The 11,081-nt window shown below is 62.0% G+C and carries 8 protein-coding genes and 2 riboswitches; of the genes, 5 read left to right on the top strand and 3 right to left on the bottom strand.

Annotation, left to right across the window (positions count from 1 at the left end; genetic code table 11):
* Position 1: 1 nt before the first annotated feature.
* Positions 2 to 1,066, bottom strand: a complete 1,065-nt coding sequence (gene cobW, locus MKS85_RS10920; protein ID WP_047227829.1) for a cobalamin biosynthesis protein CobW — start codon at positions 1,064 to 1,066, stop codon at positions 2 to 4.
* Between the two features lie 98 nt (positions 1,067 to 1,164).
* Positions 1,165 to 1,379, bottom strand: a riboswitch (cobalamin riboswitch).
* Between the two features lie 200 nt (positions 1,380 to 1,579).
* Positions 1,580 to 1,803: riboswitch (cobalamin riboswitch) on the top strand.
* A gap of 101 nt (positions 1,804 to 1,904) precedes the next feature.
* Between cobW and MKS85_RS10915 the strand changes: the two genes are divergently transcribed.
* The 4 genes from MKS85_RS10915 (at position 1,905) to cobM (ending at position 4,023) form a co-directional block, all read left to right on the top strand.
* Positions 1,905 to 2,093 (top strand): CbtB-domain containing protein, encoded by a 189-nt coding sequence (locus MKS85_RS10915; protein WP_047227828.1) that lies wholly within the window; start codon positions 1,905 to 1,907, stop codon positions 2,091 to 2,093.
* Positions 2,094 to 2,104: 11 nt separating this feature from the next.
* Positions 2,105 to 2,800, top strand: coding sequence for a CbtA family protein (locus MKS85_RS10910; protein WP_188251055.1), 696 nt, complete (start codon positions 2,105 to 2,107; stop codon positions 2,798 to 2,800).
* Positions 2,797 to 3,201 (top strand): cobalamin biosynthesis protein, encoded by a 405-nt coding sequence (locus MKS85_RS10905; protein WP_076384038.1) that lies wholly within the window; start codon positions 2,797 to 2,799, stop codon positions 3,199 to 3,201. The genes MKS85_RS10910 and MKS85_RS10905 overlap by 4 nt, the downstream gene beginning before the upstream one ends.
* Before the next feature lie 75 nt (positions 3,202 to 3,276).
* A complete protein-coding gene (gene cobM, locus MKS85_RS10900) occupies positions 3,277 to 4,023 on the top strand; it encodes a precorrin-4 C(11)-methyltransferase (protein ID WP_188251054.1) in 747 nt (248 codons plus the stop codon).
* 192 nt (positions 4,024 to 4,215) lie between these two features.
* Here the strand turns inward: cobM and nfuA are convergent, their stop codons facing one another.
* The gene (gene nfuA / locus MKS85_RS10895; protein ID WP_003182850.1) at positions 4,216 to 4,800 is read right to left on the bottom strand and encodes a Fe-S biogenesis protein NfuA; all 585 of its coding nucleotides are present in this window, start codon (positions 4,798 to 4,800) and stop codon (positions 4,216 to 4,218) included.
* A 94-nt stretch (positions 4,801 to 4,894) separates the two neighbouring features.
* The gene (locus MKS85_RS10890; protein ID WP_188251053.1) at positions 4,895 to 7,186 is read right to left on the bottom strand and encodes a fatty acid cis/trans isomerase; all 2,292 of its coding nucleotides are present in this window, start codon (positions 7,184 to 7,186) and stop codon (positions 4,895 to 4,897) included.
* A gap of 154 nt (positions 7,187 to 7,340) precedes the next feature.
* On the opposite strand from MKS85_RS10890, the gene metH reads away from it, so the two are divergent.
* Positions 7,341 to 11,051 carry a methionine synthase gene (metH, locus tag MKS85_RS10885; protein ID WP_047227823.1) on the top strand — a complete coding sequence of 1,237 codons (3,711 nt, stop codon included), beginning with the start codon at positions 7,341 to 7,343 and terminating at the stop codon, positions 11,049 to 11,051.
* Positions 11,052 to 11,081: the final 30 nt, after the last annotated feature.

The following is an 11,081-nucleotide window of genomic DNA, read 5'->3' as shown; positions in this document are numbered from 1 at the left end:
CTTAGACGCTGAGGGCGGCGCGCAATTGCGCTTCGAGCAGCCCGGCATCCAGCGCCTGGCCGATCAGCACCAGACGGGTCACCCGCGCTTCATCGGCGCCCCACTGCCGGTCGAAATGTTTGTCGAAGCGCGTGCCCACGCCCTGGATCAGCAAACGCATCGGCTTGCCAGGAATGGCCGCGAACCCCTTGACCCGCAGCACGCCGTGCTGGACCACCAGTTGGGTCAGCGCGTCCAGCAGCAGGCTTTCGTCGGCCTGGGGCAGTTCGATGGAAATGGAGTCGAACGCGTCATGATCATGGTCGTCATCGTCGCCGTCATGGTGATGATCGTGATGGCTGTGGCGGCTGTCGATGTGCTCCTCGGAGCCGGCGCCCAGGCCGATCAACACTTCCAAAGGCAAGCGGCCGCTGCTGGCTTCGATGACCTTGACCGCCGGCGGCAGTTCTTCGGCCACTTCCAGGCGCACCTTGGCCAGGTCTTCAGGGCTGATCAGGTCGGCTTTGTTGAGGATCACCAGGTCGGCGCTCGCCAGTTGATCGGCGAACAGCTCGTGCAGCGGTGATTCGTGGTCCAGGTTGGGGTCAAGTTTGCGCTGGGCATCGACCTGGTCCGGAAACGCGGCGAACGTGCCGGCGGCCACGGCCGGGCTGTCGACCACGGTGATGACCGCATCGACGGTGCAGGCGCTGCGGATTTCCGGCCACTGGAAAGCCTGGACCAGCGGTTTGGGCAGGGCCAGGCCCGAGGTTTCGATAAGGATGTGATCGAGGTCACCGCGCCGCGCCACCAACTCGCGCATCACCGGGAAAAACTCTTCCTGCACGGTGCAGCACAGGCAACCGTTGGCCAGTTCATAGACGCGACCGTTGGCTTCTTCTTCGGTGCAGCCGATCGAGCACTGCTTGAGGATCTCGCCGTCGATACCCAGCTCGCCGAACTCATTGACGATCACGGCGATGCGGCGGCCCTGGGCGTTGTCGAGCATGTGCCGCAGCAAGGTGGTTTTACCCGAGCCGAGGAAGCCGGTGACGATGGTGACAGGGAGTTTGGCCAGTGTTTTCATCGGATGCCCTTTGGCAAGGTGGCGGGCAAACGGGACGACAACCCGCACGCATGGGCGCACGCGGAAGATTTCGCCACCGGATCACCCCGCCCGGTTGTAGTGAGAATCTGTGTCGAGGCAGGTCTCCTGGCTGACGGCGGGCCAGTCATTCGACTGGCAGTGACTGCGCCTTCCCGTGCACCCTTGGTCAAGAGCATGCACAGTGGCCTTGCAGAAACATCACCGTTCACAGTTGCGGGGGCAGCCGCGGCTTGGACCGCGTTCCCTTCTTAGCTTCGGCCAATGCCGAAGAACCTCGAAGGCGCAAGGCTACGCAGGGTGTGGGGGCGGGTCAATGTCCGCAGGTGAGTTCTGTGGTGTCTTGCGGGCCCTATCGCGAGCAGGCTCGCTCCCACAGTAAATCTCGCCGATCACAAAATTCATGTTCAACAAAGCTCAACTGTGGGAGCGAGCCTGCTCGCGATGGGCGCAACGGGTATCAGCCAATTGACGCCCCGCCCCCGCCCATGCTCTCCTGTGCGCCTAGTTACGGGTGCCCTTCACAGGGTGAAACGGGAAACCGGTGAATCGTGTGCTTTACTTCAAGGCCACGTCAGTCCGGTGCTGCCCCCGCAACGGTAAGCGAGAGAAGCGTCAGATCCACTGTGCCTCACGGCATGGGAAGGTGACGCTTGTCGGCCAGGCACAAGCCCTGCCCCTCGCGAGCCCGGAGACCGGCCCATGACTCATGCATCAACAAACCCGCGGTGGGCGGGCGCTGTTCGAACCTTGGCGGGCCTGCGCCCGGGGTTTCATTGCGCTCGCTTCACCCGATGACAAGAGACCATAGGGAAGCGCCATGTCGACCATCAGCAGCACCGCCCGTACCGCCAGCAGCTCCACGACCCTGAGCCAGCGCCTGAGCGCGGCGATTTTCGCCTCGATCCTCGGTGCAGGCCTGGTCTATTTCGCCGGTTTCTCCCACATCGAAGCGGTGCACAATGCGGCCCACGACACCCGCCACAGCGCCGCATTCCCGTGCCATTGAGACCTGACGACATGATCAAGCGTATCGCGCAAACCGCCGGTTTCAGCGGGTTGCTGGCCGCCCTGCTGCTGACCCTCCTCCAGAGTTTCTGGGTATCGCCGCTGATTCTGCAGGCCGAAACCTACGAAAGCGCACCGGCTACCGAGCACCATGAGCACGCTGCTGGGGCCGCTCACTCCCATGATGCCCAAGCGTGGGAGCCGGAAGACGGTTGGCAACGACTGCTCTCCACCACCGGCGGCAATCTGGTGGTCGCAGTGGGTTTCGCCCTGATGTTGGCGGGCTTGTACACGCTGCGGGCGCCGACTCGCACGTCCCAGGGATTGCTTTGGGGTTTGGCCGGTTATGCCACGTTTGTCCTGGCCCCCACCCTCGGCCTGCCACCGGAGCTGCCTGGTACGGCGGCGGCCGATCTGGCCCAACGGCAGATGTGGTGGATCGGCACGGCGGCCTCCACTGCGGTAGGTATCGCCCTGATTGTCTTCGGCAGGCATTGGTTGCTCAAACTGTTGGGCGTGGCGACCTTGCTGGTGCCCCATGTCATCGGTGCGCCGCAGCCTGAGGTCCACTCGATGCTGGCGCCCGAAGCACTTGAAAGCCAGTTCAAGCTCGCCTCGCAAGTGACCAATGTCGCGTTCTGGCTGGCCTTGGGCCTGGTCAGCGCATGGTTGTTCCGGCGTGGCGACCAGGCTCAGCACGACGCATGAGCACCGGGCCGATCCTGGTGGTCGGCCTGGGCTGTCAACGCGGCTGCCCGGCCAGCACGCTGCGAGAACTGCTTGATCAGACTTTGCGGGCACATGGCATCGAACTCTCTGAGGTTCGCGCCTTGGCCAGTATCGACCTCAAGCGTGACGAGCCGGGCCTGCTGGAGCTGGCCGAACAACTGGAGTTGCCGCTGACCTGTTTCAATGCCGAGCAATTGTCCAGCTACCAGCAGCGGCTCAGTCACCGCTCCGAGATCGCTTTTGAACGCACCGGTTGCTATGGCATCGCCGAAAGCGCTGCCCTGGCCCTGGCCGACCGGTTGGGCGCGACGCCTGCGACGCTGCTGATTCCTCGCCAAAAGACCCCAAGCGCCACGCTGGCATTGGCGGTCACGTCGTAAACCCTGATAATTCGCGCCTTGGATCATGAGCGATCTTCATTCAAAGGGTCGCCCACTCACCTTTAGGAACCGGTCATGACCGTTTATTTCATTGGCGCCGGCCCTGGCGACCCGGAACTGATCACTGTCAAAGGCCAGCGACTGATCCGCAGCTGCGCGCTGATCATCTACGCCGGCTCCCTGGTGCCCACAGCCGTGCTGGAAGGCCACAACGCCGAACAGGTGGTCAACAGCGCCGAGCTGCACCTGGAGCAGATTATCGAGTTGATCAAGGCCGCTCACTTCAAGGGCCAGGACGTGGCCAGGGTGCACTCCGGCGACCCGAGCCTGTATGGCGCCATTGGCGAGCAGATTCGGTGCCTGCGGGAACTGGACATCCCGTTCGAGATCATCCCCGGCGTGACCGCGACCTCCGCCTGCGCCGCCCTGCTGGGCGCCGAACTGACTTTGCCGGACGTGTCCCAAAGCCTGATCCTCACCCGCTACGCAGACAAAACCGCGATGCCCGCCGGCGAAGAACTGGGCAGCCTGGCGCAGCACGGGGCGAGCATGGCGATTCATTTGGGCGTCAATCATCTGGAAAAAATCGTCAGCGAACTGCTGCCCCACTACGGCGCGGATTGCCCGATTGCCGTGATTCACCGGGCGACATGGCCGGATCAGGATTGGGTGGTGGGTACGCTGGCTGATATTGCCGGAAAGGTCCAGGCCAAGGGCTTTCGACGCACGGCGCTGATCCTGGTAGGGCGTGTACTGGGTAATGATGTGTTCAGTGAGTCGTCGCTCTACTGCGCCGGGCACGCGCATCTCTACAGACCCTGAAAACACAACTTTGAGAGCGAGCTTGCTCCCACAGGAATTTGCGGCGATTAAAAAAATCGAACGTCACCGCGGCCCCAATGTGGGAGCGAGCCTGCTCGCGATAGCGGTGGATCAGCTTGCGCGGATGTCGGATCCACCCATAAAAAAACGGCGCTCACGGGCGCCGTTTTTTCTATCCGCAGCGAACACCTATCAGTAGTAGGCGTTTTCTTTCTGCGTGTGGTCGGTCACGTCGCGCACGCCCTTGAGTTCCGGGATACGCTCGAGCAAGGTGCGCTCGATGCCTTCCTTCAAGGTCACGTCGGCCTGGCCGCAGCCCTGGCAACCGCCGCCGAACTGGAGCACGGCGATGCCGTCTTCCACCACGTCGATCAGCGATACCTGGCCGCCGTGGCTGGCCAGCCCCGGGTTGATTTCGGTTTGCAGGTAATAATTGATGCGCTCGTTGACCGGGCTGTCGGCATTGACCATCGGCACCTTGGCGTTCGGCGCCTTGATGGTCAACTGGCCGCCCATGCGGTCGGTGGCATAGTCGACCACCGCGTCGTCTAGGAACGCTTCGCTGAACGAGTCGATGTACGCGGTGAAGCTCTTGAGCCCCAGCGCGGTGTCTTCAGGTTTCTCTTCCCCCGGCTTGCAGTAGGCAATGCAGGTTTCAGCGTACTGGGTGCCGGGCTGGGTGATGAAGATGCGGATCCCGATACCTGGGGTGTTCTGCTTGGACAGCAGGTCGGCCAGGTAATCGTGGGCGGCATCGGTGATGGTAATGGCGGTCATGGAAACTCCTCGCAGGCTTGTCGGCAGTTTACGCCAATCATCGCGCCGGACAAAGTCCTAGTATTTTTGTCAGGAAAGCGCCCGGATATCCTGGTCAGAGGTTCTGGTAGCGATTCATGTCCAGCACCCCACTTTCCAGCGGCGCCGTCTCCTGCAGGTAGTGGCTCAGGTCATGGAAGTACCGCCAGAACTGCGGGTGACTGCGCCGAATGCCCCAGCGCTCGACAACCCGCTCGAACGCCTGCCCGTCCCGGGCGCCCTCCATGGCGTCGACAAAGGCCGGCACTTGCTCGGCGGGGATGTTGAAGATGAAGTTCGGATAGCTGCTCAGCACGCCCGGATAGACCGTCAAGGTGTCCAGCCCCGGCTGGTATCGCAGCGCCTCGCCGAGCAAAAACGCCACGTTACTGTGAGCGCGGTTGCGCAGCAGACTGTAGACCTCACGGCGACCGCTGACGGTTTCGACGCGCAACATGGTCGCTTCCGGTAACTGGTTGATGACGCTCAGGCCCGCCGCCGGTCTGGAAGCCAGGCGACTGAGGGCCTGTTCGGCGTTCTGTAAGGCCGGATCAATGTTCGGACGTGAGCAATAGGCGCCATCACACCGGTTGATCGGATCGGGCCGCGCGTTCAAGTCGCCATAACGAACCAGCAATTGCTGGACGAAATCGCGCTTGGGATCATCTTCGTCAAGCTTGAGAGCGGTGGGTTTATCGTCGTCGATAGCCTCGTAATCGAGCCACATCTTGAATTTTCCGCCCGACTGATACCAATCGTTGAGGTAATCCTCACGGGAGTCGGCTGGCATCAGGCGCAGGAAGTTCTGCTCCGCGCCGTTGCGAATCAGGTCGAAATACAGTCGCGTCTGGGCCTGGTGGGACACGTTGCCGAACACGTCGAAGTTCACCGCCAACTGATAATAAGTGCGCTCCAGCAATGGAAAGTCGAACAGCCACATCGTCTGCGGCACCTCGCCAATCAGGCCCTTGGTGACCGAAGCACTGTCGAAATGCCGGAAAATGCTCAGCAAGGCATTGTCGTTGCCGGCCCACAGCGTCGACCAACTGGGCGCAGGCAGGTCGGCGTAGTTGTCGCGACGCAAGGCTTCGTACTCGTTGCGCTTGTCCCGGTAGTCCAGCCACAGGCTCAGGACGCTGCCCACGTCGTCATTCTGCCCCGGCATCGCCAGCAACGGCGTGGCCTGGCCGCGGTAATTGGGGTCGGTGATGTACAGATCATGTTCCGGGGCCTGGAACAACGCCCAGAAGTTGTCGCGGATCACGTCCGTGGCGATCTGGCCCCGGCAAACCGGGCCGCGGATAAATGTGCGCACGAAATACTCGGCGTTATCGAGCATGAACTGATAGCGGGCCTGGGCCGGGATCGCCTCGAAGGTGGAAAACGGGTTGGCCCGCCGCTCCGGGCCGTACCCTGGCAACGCAGTGACCTGCCATCTGCCGCTGTAGAACAGGCTCTTGATCCGCGCCATTTTTGCCGCGCTCAACCCGTAGGTGATGTGGGTCTTGTGCACGATCACCCCTTGTACCGGCCAGAGCCGGTAATACACACGGGTGCCTGGGTCATCGTTCGGGCGGCGGGTGTTGATCAGATCGATTGGCTGGCCGGTAGGCGTGCGCGAACGTACCCACTGGAAGAAATGCCCCGGCTCGCCATCCTTGAAATAAATGTGCGCCAGAAACCAGTGCTCAAACAACCACCGGCCCACCAGGCTTTCCCGGGCGCCGGGGGCGTTGAGCAGGTTTTCCCACTGCACCACCTGCAAAGCTTCGGCGGCGCTCGGCGCCAGCGCTTGCTGATCGATGGGTGCACCCGCGGCCAGCCAGCGCTGCAAGGTCTGATATTGCTGGTCGGTCAGGCCAGTGACCGCCAGAGGCATGCCTTCCTTGGGATGCGCGGCGGCGTACTCGTCGAATTGCCCCGGCATCGGGCAGCTGTTGTCACGCTCAAGCCCAATCACGATGTCCTGGGGCAGCTTGGCGTTGGGCTGCAACGGTGTGTTGTGGCCCAGTTCGAGCATCTGCGCCATCAGCGCGGCCTGACTGCCTTGAGCATCCAGCACGGAATAGAAGCCTTTGCGCTGCCAGGCCCGCTGGCCGGAGGCGTCATAGAACAAACGGGTGGGTTCGGCAGCCTGGTGTCGTTCACCGTCATAGACCGGCAGCTTGCTCGCGCCCCGGGACACGCCTTCGCCACTGCCCAGGTTCAATTGGCACGCAGAGTCATAGCAGGCGTGGCAGGCGACGCATTTTTCCGTGAAGATCGGCTGGATATCGCGAGTGTAGGAAATCGCCGGGGCGGGATCCTTTGCCACTGAGTAAAAAGACAACAGCAGCAACAGACTGCCGAATAAGACGCGGTACGGCATGTCTCGGGTCCCTAAGAGATAATCCGGCGATTCTACCGGGCTGCCATCGCGATGCAAACATGAGCGAGATTCATGCAAAAGCCACCCATGATCAAATCCTGTACAGGTTTGCTATCATCCCCGCCTTCGTAATGGTCTTTTTCCAGGTAGTCCTATGTCCGATCGCAGCGCTCGCCTTTATCTTCTCCAGCAGGCCCTCAAGGAACGCATTCTGATCCTCGACGGCGGCATGGGTACGATGATCCAGAGCTACAAGCTTGAGGAACAGGACTATCGTGGCAAGCGTTTCGCCGACTGGCCGAGCGACGTCAAGGGCAACAATGATTTGTTGGTCCTGAGCCGTCCGGATGTGATCGGCGCCATCGAAAAAGCCTACCTGGATGCCGGTGCCGACATTCTGGAAACCAACACCTTCAACGCCACCCAGGTGTCCCAGGCCGACTACGGCATGCAGGGCCTGGCCTACGAGCTGAACCTGGAAGGCGCGCGCCTGGCCCGCAAGGTCGCCGACGCCAAGACCCTGGAAACACCGGACAAGCCGCGCTTCGTAGCCGGCGTGCTGGGCCCGACCAGCCGTACCTGCTCGCTGTCGCCAGACGTGAACAACCCCGGCTACCGCAACGTGACCTTCGACGAACTGGTGGAGAATTACACCGAGGCCACCAAGGGCCTGATCGAAGGCGGCGCCGACCTGATCCTCATCGAAACCATTTTCGACACGCTCAATGCCAAGGCAGCGATTTTCGCCGTGCAAGGGGTGTATGAGGAATTAGGCGTCGAACTGCCGATCATGATCTCCGGCACCATCACCGACGCGTCCGGCCGCACCCTGTCCGGCCAGACCACGGAAGCCTTCTGGAACTCCGTCGCCCACGCCAAGCCGATTTCCGTTGGGTTGAACTGCGCCCTCGGTGCCAGCGAACTGCGCCCGTACCTCGAAGAACTGTCGAACAAGGCCAGCACCCACGTATCGGCGCACCCGAACGCCGGTCTGCCCAATGAATTCGGTGAATACGACGAACTGCCGGTGGACACCGCCAAAGTCATCGAAGAGTTTGCCCAAAGCGGCTTCCTGAACATCGTCGGCGGCTGCTGTGGCACCACCCCGGCGCACATCGAAGCCATCGCCAAGGCCGTGGCCGGCTACGCACCGCGCCAGATTCCAGAGATCCCGCGGGCTTGCCGCCTGTCGGGCCTGGAACCGTTCACCATCGATCGCAGCTCCTTGTTCGTCAACGTCGGCGAGCGGACCAACATCACCGGTTCGGCCAAGTTCGCCCGCCTTATCCGCGAAGACAACTACACCGAAGCCCTGGAAGTGGCCCTGCAGCAGGTCGAGGCCGGCGCGCAGGTGATCGACATCAACATGGACGAGGGCATGCTCGATTCGAAGAAGGCCATGGTGACCTTCCTCAATCTGATTGCCGGCGAACCGGACATTTCCCGCGTGCCGATCATGATCGACTCCTCCAAGTGGGAAGTGATCGAAGCGGGCCTCAAGTGCATCCAGGGCAAGGGCATCGTCAACTCCATCAGCATGAAGGAAGGCGTCGAGCAGTTCATCCATCACGCCAAGTTGTGCAAACGCTACGGCGCCGCCGTGGTGGTGATGGCCTTCGACGAAGCCGGCCAGGCCGATACCGAAGCGCGCAAGAAGGAAATCTGCAAGCGTTCCTACGACATCCTGGTCAATGAAGTCGGCTTCCCGCCGGAAGACATCATCTTTGACCCGAACATCTTCGCCGTCGCCACCGGTATCGAAGAGCACAACAACTATGCCGTGGATTTCATCAACGCCTGCGCCTACATCCGCGATGAACTGCCTTATGCGCTGACCTCGGGTGGCGTGTCCAACGTGTCCTTCTCGTTCCGGGGCAACAACCCGGTGCGCGAGGCGATTCATTCGGTGTTCCTGCTCTATGCAATCCGCTCGGGCCTGACCATGGGCATCGTCAACGCCGGCCAACTGGAGATCTACGACCAGATCCCGGTGGAACTGCGCGACGCGGTGGAAGACGTGATCCTCAACCGCACGCCTGAAGGCACCGACGCCCTGCTCGCCATCGCCGACAAGTACAAGGGCGACGGCAGCGTCAAGGAAGCGGAAACCGAAGAGTGGCGTGGCTGGGAAGTGAACAAGCGCCTGGAACACGCGCTGGTCAAGGGCATCACCACGCACATCGTCGAAGACACCGAGGAATCGCGGCTGTCGTTCGCCCGGCCGATCGAAGTCATCGAAGGCCCGTTGATGGCCGGCATGAACATCGTCGGCGACCTGTTCGGCGCCGGCAAAATGTTCCTGCCCCAAGTGGTGAAGTCCGCCCGGGTGATGAAGCAGGCCGTGGCCCACCTGATTCCATTCATCGAGGCGGAAAAAGGCGACAAGCCAGAAGCCAAGGGCAAGATTCTCATGGCCACGGTCAAGGGCGACGTCCACGACATCGGCAAGAATATCGTCGGCGTGGTGCTCGGTTGCAACGGCTATGACGTGGTCGACCTGGGCGTGATGGTGCCGGCAGAGAAGATTCTGCAGGTGGCCAAGGAGCAGAAGTGCGACATCATCGGGCTGTCCGGCCTGATCACTCCGTCCCTGGACGAGATGGTGCATGTGGCCCGCGAGATGCAGCGCCAGGATTTCCACCTGCCCCTGATGATCGGTGGCGCCACGACCTCCAAGGCCCACACGGCAGTGAAAATCGAACCCAAGTACAGCAACGACGCGGTGATCTACGTCACCGACGCCTCGCGCGCCGTGGGCGTGGCCACCCAGTTGCTGTCCAAGGAACTCAAGCCGGCATTCGTCGAGAAAACCCGCCTGGAGTACATCGACGTTCGCGAGCGCACCGCCAACCGCAGCGCCCGTACCGAACGCCTGAGCTACCCGGCCGCCGTGGCGAAAAAACCGCAGTTCGACTGGAGCAGCTACCAGCCGGTCAAGCCGACCTTTACCGGCGCCAAGGTGCTGGACAACATTGACCTCAACGTCCTGGCCGAATACATCGACTGGACACCGTTCTTCATTTCCTGGGACCTGGCCGGCAAGTACCCGCGCATCCTCACCGACGAAGTGGTCGGAGAAGCGGCTACTGCCCTGTACGCCGATGCCCGGGCGATGCTGCGCAAGCTCATCGACGAGAAACTCATCAGCGCCCGCGCCGTGTTCGGCTTCTGGCCGGCCAACCAGGTGCATGACGACGATCTGGAAGTCTATGGCGAGGATGGCAAGCCACTGGCCCGCCTGCATCACCTGCGCCAGCAGATCATCAAGACCGATGGCAAGCCGAACTTCTCCCTGGCCGACTTCGTCGCGCCCAAGGACAGCGGTGTGACCGACTACGTGGGCGGCTTCATCACCACCGCCGGCATCGGCGCCGAAGAAGTCGCCAAGGCCTACCAGGAAGCCGGCGACGACTACAACTCGATCATGGTCAAGGCCCTGGCCGACCGCTTGGCCGAGGCCTGCGCCGAATGGCTGCACCAGCAGGTGCGCAAGGAACATTGGGGTTACGCCAAGGACGAAAGCCTGGACAACGACGCCCTGATCAAGGAGCAATACACCGGCATCCGCCCTGCCCCCGGTTACCCGGCCTGCCCGGATCACACCGAAAAGGCCACCTTGTTCCGCCTGCTCGACCCCGAGGCCAGCGAACTGAAGGCTGGACGCAGCGGCGTATTCCTCACCGAGCATTACGCCATGTTCCCGGCGGCAGCCGTCAGCGGCTGGTATTTCGCCCATCCCCAGGCGCAATACTTCGCCGTGGGCAAGATCGACAAGGATCAGGTCCAGAGCTATACCGCGCGCAAAGGCCAGGACTTGAGCGTGACTGAGCGCTGGTTGGCGCCGAATTTGGGTTACGACAACTAAGAGCCTTAATGGATCGCAGGCTCCTACAGG

The sequence above is a fragment of the Pseudomonas sp. JL2 genome (assembly GCF_031570495.1).
Taxonomy (GTDB): Bacteria; Pseudomonadota; Gammaproteobacteria; order Pseudomonadales; family Pseudomonadaceae; genus Aquipseudomonas; species Aquipseudomonas rhizophila.
The sequence above is the reverse complement of the archived record's forward strand: the minus strand, read 5'-3'. Positions and strand labels throughout refer to the sequence as shown.

Coding starts and splice junctions, on each gene's coding strand:
- cobW (WP_047227829.1), bottom strand. CDS start 1,066: ATGAAAACACTGGCCAAACTCCCTGTCACCATCGTCACCGGCTTCCTC.
- MKS85_RS10915 (WP_047227828.1), top strand. CDS start 1,905: ATGTCGACCATCAGCAGCACCGCCCGTACCGCCAGCAGCTCCACGACC.
- MKS85_RS10910 (WP_188251055.1), top strand. CDS start 2,105: ATGATCAAGCGTATCGCGCAAACCGCCGGTTTCAGCGGGTTGCTGGCC.
- MKS85_RS10905 (WP_076384038.1), top strand. CDS start 2,797: ATGAGCACCGGGCCGATCCTGGTGGTCGGCCTGGGCTGTCAACGCGGC.
- cobM (WP_188251054.1), top strand. CDS start 3,277: ATGACCGTTTATTTCATTGGCGCCGGCCCTGGCGACCCGGAACTGATC.
- nfuA (WP_003182850.1), bottom strand. CDS start 4,800: ATGACCGCCATTACCATCACCGATGCCGCCCACGATTACCTGGCCGAC.
- MKS85_RS10890 (WP_188251053.1), bottom strand. CDS start 7,186: ATGCCGTACCGCGTCTTATTCGGCAGTCTGTTGCTGCTGTTGTCTTTT.
- metH (WP_047227823.1), top strand. CDS start 7,341: ATGTCCGATCGCAGCGCTCGCCTTTATCTTCTCCAGCAGGCCCTCAAG.